This is a genomic window from Listeria grayi (assembly GCF_900638015.1).
In the GTDB taxonomy this organism is placed as follows: domain Bacteria; phylum Bacillota; class Bacilli; order Lactobacillales; family Listeriaceae; genus Listeria; species Listeria grayi.
This window is the reverse complement of the sequence record NZ_LR134483.1, coordinates 2274630-2290000: the sequence shown is the minus strand read 5'-3', so window position 1 is coordinate 2290000 and position 15371 is coordinate 2274630. Positions and strand designations below refer to the sequence as shown.

Sequence of the window (15371 nt, the reverse complement as noted above, 5' to 3'; positions counted from 1 at the left end):
AAGCTTGCTTCTTGGGGTTGTAGGACACTCTATACGGAGTTACAAAAGAAGGATGTAGATGAAGCGGTCTGGAAAGGCCCGCCAGAGACGGTAAAAGCCCGGTAGTCGAAACGTCTTTCCCTCCAGAGTGGATCCTGAGTACGGCGGAACACGTGAAATTCCGTCGGAATCCGGGAGGACCATCTCCCAAGGCTAAATACTCCCTAGTGACCGATAGTGAACCAGTACCGTGAGGGAAAGGTGAAAAGCACCCCGGAAGGGGAGTGAAATAGTACCTGAAACCGTGTGCCTACAAGTAGTTAGAGCCCGTTAATGGGTGATAGCGTGCCTTTTGTAGAATGAACCGGCGAGTTACGATTTGTTGCAAGGTTAAGCGGAAAAAGCGGAGCCGTAGCGAAAGCGAGTCTGAATAGGGCGTATGAAGTAACAGGTCGTAGACCCGAAACCAGGTGATCTACCCATGTCCAGGGTGAAGGTAAGGTAATACTTACTGGAGGCCCGAACCCACGCACGTTGAAAAGTGCGGGGATGAGGTGTGGGTAGCGGAGAAATTCCAATCGAACTTGGAGATAGCTGGTTCTCTCCGAAATAGCTTTAGGGCTAGCCTCGAGGTAAAGAGTCGTGGAGGTAGAGCACTGTTTGGACTAGGGGCCCTTCTCGGGTTACCGAATTCAGATAAACTCCGAATGCCATGTACTTATACTCGGGAGTCAGACTGCGAGTGATAAGATCCGTAGTCGAAAGGGAAACAGCCCAGACCACCAGTTAAGGTCCCAAAATATACGTTAAGTGGAAAAGGATGTGGGGTTGCTTAGACAACCAGGATGTTGGCTTAGAAGCAGCCACCATTGAAAGAGTGCGTAATAGCTCACTGGTCGAGTGACCCCGCGCCGAAAATGTACCGGGGCTAAACGTATTACCGAAACTGTGGATGAACATCTTCGGATGTTCGTGGTAGGAGAGCGTTCTAAGGGCGTTGAAGTCAGACCGGAAGGACTGGTGGAGCGCTTAGAAGTGAGAATGCCGGTATGAGTAGCGAAAGAAGGGTGAGAATCCCTTCCACCGAATATCTAAGGTTTCCTGAGGAAGGCTCGTCCGCTCAGGGTTAGTCGGGACCTAAGCCGAGGCCGATAGGCGTAGGCGATGGACAACAGGTTGATATTCCTGTACCAGTGCCGTTTGTTTGAGCAATGGGGTGACACAGAAGGATAAGGAATCGCACGAATGGAAAGGTGCGTCCAAGCAGTGAGTGTGAGAAGTAGGCAAATCCGCTTCTTGCGAAGCATGAGCTGTGATGGGGAAGGAAATTAAGTACGGAAGTTCCTGATTTCACGCTGTCAAGAAAAGCCTCTAGTTAGAACTGTACTGCCCGTACCGCAAACCGACACAGGTAGATGAGGAGAGAATCCTAAGGTGAGCGAGAGAACTCTCGTTAAGGAACTCGGCAAAATGACCCCGTAACTTCGGGAGAAGGGGTGCTCTATTAGGGTGAAAGCCCGAGAGAGCCGCAGTGAATAGGCCCAGGCGACTGTTTAGCAAAAACACAGGTCTCTGCAAAACCGTAAGGTGACGTATAGGGGCTGACGCCTGCCCGGTGCTGGAAGGTTAAGAGGAGCGCTTAGCGCAAGCGAAGGTGCGAATTGAAGCCCCAGTAAACGGCGGCCGTAACTATAACGGTCCTAAGGTAGCGAAATTCCTTGTCGGGTAAGTTCCGACCCGCACGAAAGGCGCAACGATCTGGGCACTGTCTCAACGAGAGACTCGGTGAAATTATAGTACCTGTGAAGATGCAGGTTACCCGCGACAGGACGGAAAGACCCCGTGGAGCTTTACTGCAACCTGATATGGAATGTTTGTACCGCTTGTACAGGATAGGTAGGAGCCTAAGAGCTGCGCGCGCCAGCGTGCAAGGAGGCAATGGTGGGATACTACCCTGGCTGTATGACCATTCTAACCCGCCACGCTTAGCGCGTGGGGAGACAGTGTCAGGTGGGCAGTTTGACTGGGGCGGTCGCCTCCTAAAGAGTAACGGAGGCGCCCAAAGGTTCCCTCAGAATGGATGGAAATCATTCGCAGAGTGTAAAGGCACAAGGGAGCTTGACTGCGAGACTGACAAGTCGAGCAGGGACGAAAGTCGGGCTTAGTGATCCGGTGGTTCCGCATGGAAGGGCCATCGCTCAACGGATAAAAGCTACCCCGGGGATAACAGGCTTATCTCCCCCAAGAGTCCACATCGACGGGGAGGTTTGGCACCTCGATGTCGGCTCGTCGCATCCTGGGGCTGTAGTCGGTCCCAAGGGTTGGGCTGTTCGCCCATTAAAGCGGCACGCGAGCTGGGTTCAGAACGTCGTGAGACAGTTCGGTCCCTATCCGTCGCGGGCGCAGGAAATTTGAGAGGAGCTGTCCTTAGTACGAGAGGACCGGGATGGACGCACCGCTGGTGTACCAGTTGTTCCGCCAGGAGCATCGCTGGGTAGCTATGTGCGGTAGGGATAAACGCTGAAAGCATCTAAGCGTGAAGCCCCCCTCAAGATGAGATTTCCCATTTCTTCGGAAAGTAAGATCCCTGAAAGATGATCAGGTAGATAGGTTTGGAGTGGAAGTATGGCAACATATGGAGCGGACAAATACTAATCGATCGAGGACTTAACCAATAAAAATGATTGTCGGTGAAAACTTTACAACCTTTCTTCTCTAGTTTTGAGAGAATGTTTTTCTCTTATATTGTCTGGTAGTTATGGCGAGAAGGTCACACCCGTTCCCATCCCGAACACGGTAGTTAAGCTTCTCTGCGCCAATGGTAGTAGGGGGTTTCCCCCTGTGAGAGTAGGTCGCTGCCGGGCAAGTTTTATTATTCCACAGTAGCTCAGTTGGTAGAGCAATCGGCTGTTAACCGATCGGTCGTAGGTTCGAGTCCTACCTGTGGAGCCATTTTGGAGAGCTGTCCGAGCTGGCCGAAGGAGCACGGTTGGAAACCGTGTAGGCGGTCAACACCGTCTCAAGGGTTCGAATCCCTTGCTCTCCGTATTTATATCTTATTCTTATTTTATGGCCCGTTGGTCAAGCGGTTAAGACACCGCCCTTTCACGGCGGTAACACGGGTTCGAATCCCGTACGGGTCACTTTTAAAACATATGGAGGTTTAGCTCAGCTGGGAGAGCATCTGCCTTACAAGCAGAGGGTCAGCGGTTCGATCCCGTTAACCTCCACCATATTATTGTCGCGGGGTGGAGCAGTCTGGTAGCTCGTCGGGCTCATAACCCGAAGGTCGCAGGTTCAAATCCTGTCCCCGCAATTCGGTTCCGTGGTGTAGGGGTTAACATGCCTGCCTGTCACGCAGGAGATCGCGGGTTCAAATCCCGTCGGAACCGCCATTTGGCTTGGTAGCTCAGTTGGTAGAGCACTTGATTGAAGCTCAAGGTGTCGGCAGTTCGATTCTGTCCCAAGCCACTTTTTAATAGTTTCATACGGGGGGATAGCGAAGTGGCTAAACGCGGCGGACTGTAAATCCGCTCCTTCGGGTTCAGTGGTTCGAATCCACTTCCCCCCACCATTTTTTATCTTTATAGGGGCATAGTTTAAAGGTAGAACTGAGGTCTCCAAAACCTCCAGTGTGGGTTCGATTCCTACTGCCCCTGCCAAATTTAATATAATGGCGGATGTGGCGAAGTGGTTAACGCACCTGATTGTGGTTCAGGCATTCGTGGGTTCGATTCCCATCATCCGCCCCTTTATAAACGATGGGCCATAGCCAAGCGGTAAGGCAACGGATTTTGATTCCGTCACGCGTTGGTTCGAATCCAGCTGGCCCAGTTTTTTTTGCGGAAGTAGTTCAGTGGTAGAACATCACCTTGCCAAGGTGGGGGTCGCGGGTTCGAACCCCGTCTTCCGCTTTTTCATTTGAATGGCGCCATAGCCAAGTGGTAAGGCAGAGGTCTGCAAAACCTTTATCACCGGTTCAAATCCGGTTGGCGCCTCCATTGAAAAGCAGTTTAATTTAAGTTATACTATATTTGTAACGTGCCGGCGTGGCGGAATTGGCAGACGCGCTGGACTCAAAATCCAGTGCCCGTTAAGGGCGTGCCGGTTCGACCCCGGCCGCCGGTATCAATTAGCCCCAATGCTTTTAGTAGCATTGGGGTTTTTAATTTTTATTAGAAAAACGCTATAAGTTTCCACAAAGTTTCCACTTACTTATAATAAGCTGAGTTCTAAAAGAATTGGTCTAGCTTATCTGCAGTGGATTTTTGTCGATTCGGAAATAAATGACCGTATACGTCAATAGTAGTTGTAATACTCGAATGCCCTAGTCTTTCTTTTATAATGGTATAGTCTTCACCATTATCAATAAGTAAAGCGACATGTGAATGTCTAAAATCGTGTATTCGTATTTTCTTTAGATTCTTATCTCGATTGCATATGGACGCGAACTTTCTATAGATTAAGTCTTTGTTTGTTAGATTAGACGAAAATTGAAAAATAGGTGTTTCGTCAGATTGCTTTAAAAGATAACTTTCGAGTGTGCTTTTTTGAATCATTTTCCATTCAATGAGTTGATCAAGTAAAGATTTATTAATACTAATACGTCTGTTTGAATATTTTGTTTTTGGTGTTGTAATTGTTACGATACCTTTATGAATACTAAAAGATTTATTTATCTCTAATTCTTGCTTATAGACATTTAAATCTTTCCATGTAAGTGCTAGAGCTTCTCCCAGTCTGATACCAGTAAAATATAGGGTCAAAAAGAAGACTTTATATGATTGTTCTGTTGAATCGAGTAATGAAAGAAAATGTTTAAATTCATCGATAGTCCAAAAATCCATTGTTTGCTTTTCTATGGTAAGTTTCTTTATTCCTTTTGCAGGATTACTTTGTAGCATATGGTTTTCCAAACCGATATCTAATATTTTTTTTAGTAATATTGTTATCTTATTACAAGTGTTAGGGCTGAGATTTATAGCTAATAAGTATTCTCTAAACTCTACTACATCATTTTTATTTAATTTTTTAATATTTGCTTTTTCAAAGTATGGAATTATATGAGCCTTATAATTATATTCTTGTGTCTGAACGTATGAAATTTTATGATTCAATAAAATTTCTTCTTTATAATGTCTCCAAAGATCTGCGATTATTAATTTCTGTTTTGATATATGAGTTCTATCAGATAATTCTTCGCGTAATTGTTTTTCAATTATTTGTGCTTCTGCATATGTCGTTATTCCTTTTCGTATTTTTTTTAATCTTTTTCCTGTCAGATTATCAAATCCTGCAGAAACATCGATAATGTATCTACCTCTATTGTCTTTTCTAATACTCATGGCTGACTCCTTGGGTTAAAAGTGATAGTTCTTATTTTTGAAGAAAGTATTCCAATCTGTTTCTAAATCGTGTGCTAAATTAGGTCTGTTTAGTCTTTTATATAGATCAATTTTATCTGCTACTAGTAAGTGAGCATTTTTGTCACCATTAAGATGAGAAATTATTGCTAGATGGGCTTCGGCGTCTATTTCTAAAATTATTTTATCGTGCTTTTTACATAATGGAAGAACTTTAGATAAGTATGATTTAGCTAATATTAGTTCTTTATTATGGATGAAAAATTTTCCTACATTTAAATAAAAAGTACAGTCAAAATTTATTTCTTTTAAAAAGTCTAAATACTTAGCCATTTCTTTTTCGATTCGCCTGATCACTTTGGTTGCTATTTCAAATGGGTAGACATAAAAGAGTTTGGACATAATAAAAATTTCTTGGTATGTCCATTTAGGTCGATTATAGAGTGTACTCCATATTTGAAATGATTCAGGACTTTCAATATTATAGGAATTCTTTTCACTAATTTTTAGAAATACATCCTCTATTACGTACATACAATAAATAATAAAATCAGTAGGATTTTTTTCTAAATGGATTTCCATCTCTTTTATTAACTTGCTGCCAGCTTTTCTCTCGATTGAATTTTTTATACTAGTAAATTCAAAGAAAATCTTATCCGTTGGAAAGAAAGAATAGTCATTCCTTATATACTCAAACTCTCTAAGGCTCATATTAAAGTCATTTAATATACTTTGCAATTTATCAATAGTTATATTTCGTTTTTTTGATTCAATGCTTGCTATTGCAGCTTGTGATAATTCAGTAAAGTCTTGTTGTCGAAGGTTCTTCATAATTCTAATCTCTTTAATCGTTTCTCCTGCTGGTTTCATATATTCACTCCTAATATTACTATATGCTATTATTTTATAAATTCTTAAAATGTTTGTTATAATGTTTACATAGAAGGTGGTGAGATGTAATGAATAGAAATTGGAAGAGTTTATTTTTTAAATCTCTGTTAGTTTTACCGATTGTTGCAAGTTTAGTGAATGTTTTCATCAATATTCATGTTTAAATGTATATTTATTAGACTTCAGAGGTGAATTTGATGGAAGAGTTTGATCGATCAGTTTCTAAAGAAAATTCGGAATATAAAAATATTATAGATCTGATAAATTTAGCAGAAAAAGATAAAAAACTAATGGGACTGCTAAAGAAAGAAAATATTTCCGATGATACGGCAAAAAAAATTGCGATTTTTATTTATGGTAGATTATCAAAAATATGAAATTTCGACCCCTACTTGGAAAAGTAGAGGTCTTTTTTATTCTTCGTTTAATATTTTCCAAAGTTGTTCAAGTTTTTCCAATTTTTCTTTATCGGCATTTTTTAGGATATTTATAAAATCATTTGATGTTTCTAGATTAGATGTAATATGTGAGTCTTCAATTTTAAGATGCGAGTAGCGATCGTTAGTTCTTCCCAATAAATAATCAGTAGAAACATTAAAGTAATCAGCGACTTTTTGAAGTTTATCTGTCGTTGGACTTTGTGTTTTCCATTTATAAAAAAGATTCTCTCCAAAGCCTAATTCTAGAGCTACTTCTTTTACATTTTTCCCTTTCTCTACAGATAATTTTTTTATAATATCAAAAGTAGACAATATAAACCATCCTCGAGCCTGTAAAAACAAAAAGTATTTAATTGAGTAAAAATAATTGACAAAAGTATTCAATTAGATTATTATGTAAATACAAGCTAAATATTTAGTTTAAACCACACAAAAAGCATTTACCTTACGTTTCCCCAAACGCATTGATTTAGTTGGTTATAGAACTATGGCTATATAGTATCAAAAAGAATACTTTTTGTCAATTTGATCTATTTATTTAGCTTGTAGGATAAATATGAAAGGTTGATTATATGGACAAAGATTTTTTATCCAATAAGGATGTTTGTATAGTATTAGGATTAAAAAGAAGTGCTTCCCAGAAGATTATTCAAAAGTTAAATGAAGAATTGGAGTTGGAAGGTTTTAAAACTGTTAGAGGTCGTATAAATAAACGTTATTTTGCTGAAAGATATTTTTTGAACGTAAGTGAAATTGATAATAGTTTAAAGGTGGCTAATCAAATTGAATTACAACCAAACTAAAAATTTCATGAAACAAGCTGTTCCTCTCGCAAGACAAATGGAAGGCGATTGGAACTTACGAATGAGTTTAGCGTTAAAAAGTGTGATGATAGACCACTTTATGAAAGAGCCACTCTCAAAAGAAGTGATTCGATTTTTACTTACAAAAGGGGTTTCTTATCGTCGGATTTGTAAGCATTATGGCGTTTATCGCCGCCAATTAAATGAACTATTAACTTGATCTTGATGGTGTGAAGGTATACCACCATACAGGCGCAAAACAACGTTCACCAATTATTTATTGCTAAAACTGTTCTTTGAAAACTACATAGCCCACACATCAACGAATAACAAATTTTGGGTATAAGAAAAGCGCCTTGATGAATTCAAGAACGCTCCTATAAAATCTCAACAGTTTTATTGTAGCGTAAAACTTGTAGTTTGTCACGTGTGCATTTCGAGTGGTCTCGCTTACGAGAATAATCGTGGCTTGAAAGGCACGGGTTGTCTGTAAACTGAAAACAGTCGGGTTGGCATATCCTTAAAGCCTACTAAGTAATTTTGTATGGGAGCATTAAAAACGAAGTGCAGGGAGCGGCATAAGAAAATAATGCGAGGATTCTTGGAATTACTGATAAGCGCCGTCATGATAAAATAAAATTTTTATCTAGCGAAAATCACCTAGAAAAGAGGTAAGGTGTATGGTAGAAATCAAGATTTTTGTTACCAATCTAGTAAAACATGCGAATGGAATCAAACAAGGCAAGTGGTTTACACTACCAACTTCTTATGAAGAGATCGCGGAAGAAATGGATCTCGAGGAACAAGATGAATATCTTATTCAAGATTATGAAGCACCATTTACGATTAATGAACAAGATTCAATTGATCATTTAAATTATCTTGCTGAACTATTTGATGAACATGCAAGTTCTCCCGTTATAGATTATATCGGGGAACTTGTGTCAGATGGCTATTTTGGCTCGGTTGAGGAAGCGTTAGAATCGATCGATGATATAGTCATTTATGAAGGTTGTTCTAATATGACAGATGTCGCTTATGATATCGTAAAAGCGGGTGGATTTTTCGCAAATGCTTCTGAGTTATTACAACGCTATTTTAACTACCAATCTTTTGCACGAGATTTAGAGATTGAAGGAAACTATTATGTCGCAAATGGTATGGTCTTTGACTTAGGTATTTAAACTAAAAAACAATCTGGAAGAGTATGGTAAAAAGCTATACTCTTTTTTGTTGAAAAAAATAAATGAAATGAGGTTTTAACATGGAAGCTATTTATTTAAAAGAGGAAGAGTTTGGAAAACTCGCATTTTGTAAACGAAATACGATGAATGATTTGACTGAAGGAACAGGCGCAAATCGAAGAGTGACACATAAGTGCTATACCTTATATGGTGCAAAACACGCAGGGGGCTTAGAAGTATTTGTTCCAGAAGAAGTAAATGTGCCACCTTTTGAAAGTGATGTACCTGTCCAATTAGTGAATCCGAAAGTGATTGGACGAACACAGCGATCCAATAGCGGTTCAATTATTCGTTGGGTAGTTATTGCTGAAAATATTTTAAGTGTATAAAACAAATTTAAAGGAGTGTATATTAATGATTCGTGTAAACAAACAAAATAAACTAACGAGTGACAATATTGATTTAGAAAAAACGTTCGGGAAGTTGAAGTTTATTGGGACAGACGGGCAACAAATGGAAACTGCGGACGGGGAATATACAGGAGAGGTAAAAGCTAGACGATATGGTGTGAAAAGTGAAGCGCAGGACGACATTTTAACGATTTTTGTGCCAGCTGAAAAGGAGAACCTAGATATACCGTTTATGGCAGAAGTAAAACTAAAAAATATAAAGATCACACCTTTTGTAGGAGTTAATGATAATAACCGTCCCATCGTCAATTATAAAATTGAGGCTGAAAATATTGTTCCGGTAAATGCTACAAGTAAGCCAGTAGAACCCGAAAAAACAAAACCACAAAAATGATTTGAGGGTTAGCAAATGAAAAAGTTTATTGAAAAGTATATTTATAAATATCGTGGCAAACGGATCAAGTATAAAACCCGATACGCCGTGAAGAAAGCAGGAATCTTGATTGGATTACCTGCTTTTCTTATATTGTTAGTCTTGACAGGGAAATTTTTTCAAGTTATGCCTGCTTTTCCATTAGAGGTTAGTGTAGAAGGTATCAAGGAATATGTGCAGACGATTAACTACATGGGCTTGTTTTATGCTGTTATATCTAGTTTAGGATTTTCTTTCCTTTTCTTATTCATACTGCGTATTATATTCTTTGATCGGTATGTCTTGATGAAACAAAAGCAGCAGGTGGCAAGGTTTATCATTGATCGTGGTTGGTATGATACCGAATCTTTTCAGAAGGAGCAGAAAAATTGGCTAGAGGATATAATGACCTTTGGTAAAAGTACACCGACAAAAACGGTCACAAAGGAGCGAAGGACTTATTTTCCGCGGGTGTATTTCCGATACACCAATGATTTTATCTATATCCGTTTTCCAACAGATGGTAGTGCTTATCAAGAAAATTATTTAGATGTAGCCAAAAGTCTGGAAGTGATGTTATTTGCGGAACTAGTTAGCGAAGTCCGCGAGGAAGGATATATCTGTTATCAATTTATTTATGCTATTAGTCGGGATCGTTTGAATTTATCCGATGTTATTGCTAAAAATGGTTCCTTGAAGCTAATGAAGCGGTCGGAATGGAAATACGATAAAATGCCCCATATGTTGATTTCTGGAGGAACTGGTGCAGGGAAAACTTACGTGATTTTATCGGTTCTATTAGGGCTTGTGAGAGGAGAATGCAAGAAAGAAGATATTTATATTGCTGATCCTAAAAATGCCGATCTAGCTGATTTAGAAGGAATATTTCCGCGTGTTTATTCGCAAGCGACAGGAATACAAATGGTTATTCATAACTTTAGAAAAGCGATGGTAGAACGTTCCGAACAAATGAAACAACATCCTAATTATGAAACTGGGAAAAACTATCGGGCATTGGGATTACGTCCACAATTCTTGATTTTTGATGAAGTGGTTGCTTTTATGGAAATGTTGGATTATAAAGAGCAGGGCAAAGTGATGTCTGATCTAAAACAGATTGTCATGCTTGGTAGACAAGCAGGCTTCTTCTTGATTGCAGGTTTACAGCGACCAGACGCAAAATATTTAGCGGACGGGATTCGAGATCAGTTTCACTACCGAATTGCACTTGGTAAAAATTCAGAAGTTGGGTATTCGATGATGTTTGGCGATACTGATAAGAAATTTTCTCAAAAAGAAGTCGTGGGCTTTGGATACGCAGATAGTGGGAAAGGGGTTATCTCGGAGTTTTATAGTCCACTTGTAAAAAAAGATTTTAATTTTATTGAGGCGTTTAAGAAGGTGGTATAAATATGTTCTTCGACGTCGCGCGTCGCGTATGCGGCGACAGCCGCTAGCGACAGCGCAAAGCGACGTGCGACGTCGAAAATGAAGAACCCCCCACTACTAACAGGGGGGTAGAATTGGAAGTGGGAACGGACATGCGCCTTACAGGCTCAATGGCTAAGGGGTGTAAATTTTAGGGGGTAAAAATGAACATTTTAAAACCAAAACAAAAACTGTCCGGTTGTATTGACTATTTTCGTATGACGTTCAAACAACATGACATTGAATTTATATTAAACGAAGTTTTGCGAATGCGAGAAGAATACTTCTTCCGTGAAAAGTCTGGTAAATATGGGTATGTAGAATTATTTCAGTTCGATCAGATTCGCGTATACCTATCAGCGCCACTGGATAAACGAGGCATCATGATCGAACTTGCCGGGCAAGGTTGCCGGGAATTAGAGGCGATACTAGAAGCGCAAAAAAGAACATGGTTTGATTTTATTGAAACAGCTATGCAAGCTGGCGGAAAAATTACGCGGTTAGATATTGCTGTTGATGACACCAAAGAATATATCCATATTCCGGATTGTCTGACCTTTACCGAATTACGATACGCAGAATCAAGATTTAATAGCTTTACGTTTAATGGTACTGGTAATATTAACACTGGCGAAACGGAAGGTGTGACGATCTACTTTGGCTCGAAAAAAAGTAATATTTATTTAACGATGTATCAAAAAAATTATGAACAAGCCAAGAAACAAAAAGTTAGCGTGGAAGAAATCGGCGCATGGAACCGTTACGAATTACGCTTTACCGATGAACGTGCGGAACTTGCCCTCGAGGAATTATTGAAAGTGCGTGATTGTTCGATCGTTGGTCGTGGCGTATTAAAAGAATACCTCGCTTTCCACTATGACGAATCGCTCGACACAGGAAAGTTGAAACTAAAAAAGTTAGTGAAAGGATGGGATCGCTTGATACGTGATATTGATGCCATCCCTTTAAAAGTAGCTCCCAAAACAAACTTTTACCAACGTACCGAAAACTGGCTTCGATCACAAGCAGCGGCGTCTATGCGAATGGTTCAAATTAGGGACGATATGTTAGAAACCGATTCCACGATCGAGGACATGATCACCCGGGCAAAATTAAGTGATCGACAAGTCCATATGTTAGAAGTCCTTGTAGGTAATATGCAAGACTTTATCTGTGAATAAGCAAACGAAAACCGATTCTTCTTAGAACGGTTATTTTTTATGCCAAAAATCAGTAAGGAGTGATGGAAATGGCTGTAAAACCAAGTGTTAGGCAGGAACCTATCAATCTATATGTCGAAGCAGAACGTGCTCTTGACGCTTTTCTAAGTTGTTATGACAAACAGATAAATGATTTACGCGTGAAATGGCAGAGAGGGATTAATGCTATGAGTGAGAAGGAAAAATCGGGGATTGTGAAGGCAAGTCGTTACATGCTGAAAACCCATCATGAAACGTTTAACCGATCCATTTATCAGTTCTTATCCAACTACTTTCAAAACAAGTCTTTCAATTTAAACCCAGATGAGAAGCAATATATCGTCGATTATGTTATTGATGAAATTCAACGAGAAGTGGACGAGATCTATTTTCCATCCTCATGAAAAATGGCGTGAATGAAGTGCTTCGGGAACTTGGTTTTGTAGTTGGCATACCGTATTACGTGTTTTATAAAGACATGACGCGTTATACCACTTTACTGATTGAAGGACAGAAAGTGAAAGGCTTTGCAGAAATTCGATATACGCTATACCGGGCAACATACGAAAAAAGATTTCATGGGAAAATGACACGTGTCTATGTGTATTTGGATAAAAAAAGTGTAACGGAACTGATCGCTTATGCACGTATGTTAGTCAAGAAAGGAGATTGAAATGAAAAATTTAATAGCCCTCTTATTTTCGGATATAGGCGTTTATAGTTTTGTGCTTATGACAACTATTTTTGTGATCGCGCTAGTTATCATTCTTTGTTTCGAAGGGAATCTTGCAAGAAAGCGAAAACGAAAAGTAGATAAAATTGCGCTGTATTTACAATGTGATAGGCAAGCACTTACGTTCTTGAATGATTTAGAAGAAGATAATGCCTATATTTCTGTTCTCCAAGAAGGACAGCTGATCGAATTATTGGTATTACCAAAAAAACCATACTTTGTTATTAAAGAGATATATCGAGAAAAACTAAAAGGAGTAGAAGAAATTGGAAACAGCTAAAATATTTTACGTAAAACGGAAAGCCATTAAGAATTTGGATGGCAAAATATTTGAAGCCTTGCGAATTAAATTACGAGAATTATGTCAAACGGGCGAAGCCTTTGACGCTACCTATATCACCGATCAAAGGGTGCTACAAAAATATCAAAACACCAACCGTTATGTGAAATTTTATTGTTAAAAGCTACGAGAAACCGATTCGAATGAGAACGGTTATTTTTTATGAAAAGAGGTGACACATGCGTATTCGCTCTCCAACAAATAGCCCAAATAGATCACTATCTACAAGAAAAATAAAACAGGAAAGAAGGAAATAGAATGAACAGTAAAACAATAAGTAAAAGGCTAGGAAGCACCCTGTGTGTCTGTGTGCTAACAACTAGCGCACTTTTAGGTGTCGCGCATATCAATCCGGAAACAGCCTATGCGAAAGATGCAAAAATTGTAGCGAACGGCGATGGAACGGTTAGTAATGACTATACCTTTATCGCGCAATTTTTAAAGGATACGAAAACGGAAAAAGTGGGAACTATCGGCAAAGTTTTTACGAATGATAAAGGAATCAAAATGCTTTATATTGATCCCTATAACGCAAAAAATAAAAATGCCAAAGTTCGCTATAACAATGTGGGCGAATATAATGGGAAAAAGGTAGACGCGATTATTACCGTGAAAGACTGGAGTACCTACTCACTAAAAAATGCCTATATCAATGTGCGTATGCAAAAAAGTCTTGCGATTGAAATGCGAGGAATGAATAGTGCGACAGTGAACACCACTTTCTATGAACACGGAACGAATAAAGTCTTAAAAGTGAAAGGTTTTATGTCTTATGGTGATATTGACGCAGGACAATCCGTTTCTATTCCTAAAACGGGTATTGATACTTTCTATCTCAGTAAAGATACCGTTTTAAAGTATACCGATAAGCAAGATAGTGTCCTTTTTGAATCACAAACGACAAAAGATACTCCTGCTACGGATATTAAAACTTTAGTAACTGGGACTTATGAAGGAACAGGAATAACTACCAAATTCATTAAAAATATGGCTTTATATGAAGGACGTACACCGGAAAGCTATATGAAAAATGAAACAGATGCTTACAAAACTGGTTTGAATTTTGACTATTACTACACAACTGGTAAAAAGCCTGTGCCAACAGAAAATCAAGTACCTATTAAACGGGTGTCGGATAGTGATGAAAAAGATAAAGTGGAAAATACGTTGAAATCGGAGGAAGAAACGTACCATTATACGTTGACGCATAATCTTCCAGATGAATCGCCAGATTTTTATCATACGTCTTATAGTATCACTGACCCGATCATTCCAGAGTTGAAAGTCACAAACATCAAAGTAACCGATGAAAACAAACAAGACGTATCGAAGCGCTTTGATATTTCGGTGGATAAGGCAAACGTCTTACACGTGGTCGCTAAAAAAGCAGAACTCGCGAAAGCAGCTATTTACGGTCACACATACAAAGTAACGTTTGACGCGACGATTCGAGATGGCGCTGATTTATCAAAGTATCTCAATGACAAAGGCGAGATCGACATCAAAAACAAAGCGACCGCCGAAGTAGATAAGGATAAGAAACCGTCTAATAACACCGATACGCATATCCCTTCCATTGTAGAAAAGGCAGTGAAGAAAATAGTCGCTAAGAACGGAAAACTTGTTGATTCTGAAAGTTTAAAACAAGGACAAGCAGTTCAATATCGACTAGATTTTACAGCTCCGAATAATCAAATTATCAAGACACTTTCTGTTTATGATGATATGGAAGATGTCCTCGATTATCAACAGGCGAAAGTCTATGATACCAAAACGAAGAAAGAGATTACTGATCAAGGAACACTCCAAGTAGATAAGAATAAAGAAAAAGTAACCTGGACAGCGAAAAAACCAACTGATTTCTTTGGTAAATCCTTTTATATGATTGTGGACGCAAAAGTGAAGACAAACGCCGACTTATCTAAATACAAAAAAGGAAAGGAATATGTGATTCCGAATGATGCCCATATGCTTGTGAATGGAAAAGATACCAAAACCAAGCAAGTGGACATCCATATTCCGATCTCTGCCAAAAAAGTAGTAACTCCAAAGCCAAAATCTGCCCCTAAGCCAGCACCAAAACCAACACCAGTTATTCCAAAAACAAGTGGTAATGGTTCCGGATATGGTTTTTTTGATTTCATTCAAGGATTATTTAAATAACAAGAAGAGAGAGGGGCGATGTTTGC

General features: G+C 39.3%; 16 protein-coding genes, 14 tRNA genes and 2 rRNA genes (1 of these 32 only partly in view). 29 read left to right on the top strand and 3 right to left on the bottom strand.

The genetic code is table 11. The features are described from left to right. The 16 genes from EL241_RS11305 to EL241_RS11230 form a co-directional block, all read left to right on the top strand. Positions 1–2654: ribosomal RNA gene (locus EL241_RS11305) — 23S ribosomal RNA — on the top strand (it extends 279 nt beyond the left edge of the window). 73 nt (positions 2655–2727) lie between these two features. Next, positions 2728–2843, top strand: a 5S ribosomal RNA gene (rrf, locus tag EL241_RS11300). Positions 2844–2855: 12 nt separating this feature from the next. After that, positions 2856–2931, top strand: a tRNA-Asn gene (locus EL241_RS11295). Between the two features lie 4 nt (positions 2932–2935). Continuing rightward, positions 2936–3025, top strand: a tRNA-Ser gene (locus EL241_RS11290). A gap of 25 nt (positions 3026–3050) precedes the next feature. Then, a tRNA-Glu gene (locus EL241_RS11285) sits at positions 3051–3122 on the top strand. Positions 3123–3136: 14 nt separating this feature from the next. Continuing rightward, positions 3137–3212 (top strand) — tRNA-Val (locus EL241_RS11280). A 9-nt stretch (positions 3213–3221) separates the two neighbouring features. Next, a tRNA-Met gene (locus EL241_RS11275) sits at positions 3222–3295 on the top strand. Positions 3296–3298: 3 nt separating this feature from the next. Beyond that, positions 3299–3374 (top strand) — tRNA-Asp (locus EL241_RS11270). A 3-nt stretch (positions 3375–3377) separates the two neighbouring features. Beyond that, a tRNA-Phe gene (locus EL241_RS11265) sits at positions 3378–3450 on the top strand. Between the two features lie 19 nt (positions 3451–3469). Then, a tRNA-Tyr gene (locus EL241_RS11260) sits at positions 3470–3553 on the top strand. Positions 3554–3567: 14 nt separating this feature from the next. Beyond that, positions 3568–3641, top strand: a tRNA-Trp gene (locus EL241_RS11255). Positions 3642–3655: 14 nt separating this feature from the next. After that, positions 3656–3728: transfer RNA gene (locus EL241_RS11250), tRNA-His, on the top strand. A 13-nt stretch (positions 3729–3741) separates the two neighbouring features. Further along, a tRNA-Gln gene (locus EL241_RS11245) sits at positions 3742–3813 on the top strand. Positions 3814–3821: 8 nt separating this feature from the next. After that, positions 3822–3893: transfer RNA gene (locus EL241_RS11240), tRNA-Gly, on the top strand. Between the two features lie 13 nt (positions 3894–3906). Next, positions 3907–3980 (top strand) — tRNA-Cys (locus tag EL241_RS11235). Between the two features lie 42 nt (positions 3981–4022). Further along, positions 4023–4107 (top strand) — tRNA-Leu (locus EL241_RS11230). A 104-nt stretch (positions 4108–4211) separates the two neighbouring features. Here the strand turns inward: EL241_RS11230 and EL241_RS11225 are convergent. Next, on the bottom strand, positions 4212–5324 hold the full coding sequence (locus EL241_RS11225) for a tyrosine-type recombinase/integrase (protein ID WP_126320600.1): 1113 nt from the start codon (positions 5322–5324) through the stop codon (positions 4212–4214). Between the two features lie 15 nt (positions 5325–5339). After that, positions 5340–6212, bottom strand: coding sequence for a helix-turn-helix domain-containing protein (locus EL241_RS11220; RefSeq protein WP_126320599.1), 873 nt, complete (start codon positions 6210–6212; stop codon positions 5340–5342). 218 nt (positions 6213–6430) lie between these two features. Here EL241_RS11220 and EL241_RS11215 point away from each other — a divergent pair, with 218 nt between their 5' ends. Further along, positions 6431–6610: a hypothetical protein gene (locus EL241_RS11215; protein WP_036107607.1), complete on the top strand. Its 180-nt coding sequence runs from the start codon at positions 6431–6433 to the stop codon at positions 6608–6610. 36 nt (positions 6611–6646) lie between these two features. On the opposite strand, the gene EL241_RS11210 is transcribed toward EL241_RS11215, so the two are convergent. Next, positions 6647–6985, bottom strand: a complete 339-nt coding sequence (locus EL241_RS11210) for a helix-turn-helix domain-containing protein (RefSeq protein WP_126320598.1) — start codon at positions 6983–6985, stop codon at positions 6647–6649. Between the two features lie 260 nt (positions 6986–7245). Between EL241_RS11210 and EL241_RS11205 the strand changes: the two genes are divergently transcribed. The 12 genes from EL241_RS11205 (at position 7246) to EL241_RS11150 (ending at position 15345) form a co-directional block, all read left to right on the top strand. After that, positions 7246–7476, top strand: a complete 231-nt coding sequence (locus tag EL241_RS11205) for a hypothetical protein (protein ID WP_036107604.1) — start codon at positions 7246–7248, stop codon at positions 7474–7476. A gap of 7 nt (positions 7477–7483) precedes the next feature. Beyond that, complete coding sequence (locus EL241_RS11200) at positions 7484–7696, top strand: hypothetical protein (RefSeq protein ID WP_077912826.1); 213 nt, start codon at positions 7484–7486, stop codon at positions 7694–7696. 460 nt (positions 7697–8156) lie between these two features. Next, positions 8157–8660, top strand: coding sequence for an antirestriction protein ArdA (locus tag EL241_RS11195; protein WP_036107598.1), 504 nt, complete (start codon positions 8157–8159; stop codon positions 8658–8660). An 80-nt stretch (positions 8661–8740) separates the two neighbouring features. Further along, entirely contained in the window at positions 8741–9049 is a 309-nt protein-coding gene (locus EL241_RS11190) for a DUF961 family protein (RefSeq protein WP_036107595.1), read from the top strand. 25 nt (positions 9050–9074) lie between these two features. Further along, positions 9075–9464 (top strand): DUF961 family protein, encoded by a 390-nt coding sequence (locus EL241_RS11185; RefSeq protein ID WP_052009267.1) that lies wholly within the window; start codon positions 9075–9077, stop codon positions 9462–9464. Between the two features lie 15 nt (positions 9465–9479). Then, positions 9480–10892, top strand: a complete 1413-nt coding sequence (locus EL241_RS11180) for a cell division protein FtsK (RefSeq protein ID WP_036107594.1) — start codon at positions 9480–9482, stop codon at positions 10890–10892. Positions 10893–11074: 182 nt separating this feature from the next. Next, a complete protein-coding gene (locus EL241_RS11175; RefSeq protein WP_036107592.1) occupies positions 11075–12091 on the top strand; it encodes a replication initiation factor domain-containing protein in 1017 nt (338 codons plus the stop codon). Positions 12092–12159: 68 nt separating this feature from the next. Continuing rightward, on the top strand, positions 12160–12513 hold the full coding sequence (locus tag EL241_RS11170; RefSeq protein WP_036107590.1) for a hypothetical protein: 354 nt from the start codon (positions 12160–12162) through the stop codon (positions 12511–12513). Positions 12514–12521: 8 nt separating this feature from the next. Continuing rightward, a complete protein-coding gene (locus EL241_RS11165; RefSeq protein WP_232020830.1) occupies positions 12522–12782 on the top strand; it encodes a hypothetical protein in 261 nt (86 codons plus the stop codon). Between the two features lies 1 nt (position 12783). Beyond that, on the top strand, positions 12784–13122 hold the full coding sequence (locus EL241_RS11160; RefSeq protein ID WP_036107588.1) for a hypothetical protein: 339 nt from the start codon (positions 12784–12786) through the stop codon (positions 13120–13122). Then, on the top strand, positions 13109–13303 hold the full coding sequence (locus EL241_RS11155; RefSeq protein WP_036107587.1) for a hypothetical protein: 195 nt from the start codon (positions 13109–13111) through the stop codon (positions 13301–13303). The genes EL241_RS11160 and EL241_RS11155 overlap by 14 nt, the downstream gene beginning before the upstream one ends. Before the next feature lie 137 nt (positions 13304–13440). Further along, the gene (locus EL241_RS11150) at positions 13441–15345 is read left to right on the top strand and encodes an isopeptide-forming domain-containing fimbrial protein (RefSeq protein ID WP_077912825.1); all 1905 of its coding nucleotides are present in this window, start codon (positions 13441–13443) and stop codon (positions 15343–15345) included. The last annotated feature ends 26 nt before the right edge of the window (positions 15346–15371 follow it).

Excerpts from the sequence above, each read along its gene's own strand:
- EL241_RS11215 (WP_036107607.1), top strand. The coding sequence starts at position 6,431 with ATGGAAGAGTTTGATCGATCAGTTTCTAAAGAAAATTCGGAATATAAA.
- EL241_RS11170 (WP_036107590.1), top strand. The coding sequence starts at position 12,160 with ATGGCTGTAAAACCAAGTGTTAGGCAGGAACCTATCAATCTATATGTC.
- EL241_RS11225 (WP_126320600.1), bottom strand. The coding sequence starts at position 5,324 with ATGAGTATTAGAAAAGACAATAGAGGTAGATACATTATCGATGTTTCT.
- EL241_RS11205 (WP_036107604.1), top strand. The coding sequence starts at position 7,246 with ATGGACAAAGATTTTTTATCCAATAAGGATGTTTGTATAGTATTAGGA.
- EL241_RS11220 (WP_126320599.1), bottom strand. The coding sequence starts at position 6,212 with ATGAAACCAGCAGGAGAAACGATTAAAGAGATTAGAATTATGAAGAAC.
- EL241_RS11160 (WP_036107588.1), top strand. The coding sequence starts at position 12,784 with ATGAAAAATTTAATAGCCCTCTTATTTTCGGATATAGGCGTTTATAGT.
- EL241_RS11185 (WP_052009267.1), top strand. The coding sequence starts at position 9,075 with ATGATTCGTGTAAACAAACAAAATAAACTAACGAGTGACAATATTGAT.
- EL241_RS11150 (WP_077912825.1), top strand. The coding sequence starts at position 13,441 with ATGAACAGTAAAACAATAAGTAAAAGGCTAGGAAGCACCCTGTGTGTC.
- EL241_RS11195 (WP_036107598.1), top strand. The coding sequence starts at position 8,157 with ATGGTAGAAATCAAGATTTTTGTTACCAATCTAGTAAAACATGCGAAT.
- EL241_RS11175 (WP_036107592.1), top strand. The coding sequence starts at position 11,075 with ATGAACATTTTAAAACCAAAACAAAAACTGTCCGGTTGTATTGACTAT.
- EL241_RS11190 (WP_036107595.1), top strand. The coding sequence starts at position 8,741 with ATGGAAGCTATTTATTTAAAAGAGGAAGAGTTTGGAAAACTCGCATTT.
- EL241_RS11200 (WP_077912826.1), top strand. The coding sequence starts at position 7,484 with ATGAAACAAGCTGTTCCTCTCGCAAGACAAATGGAAGGCGATTGGAAC.
- EL241_RS11180 (WP_036107594.1), top strand. The coding sequence starts at position 9,480 with ATGAAAAAGTTTATTGAAAAGTATATTTATAAATATCGTGGCAAACGG.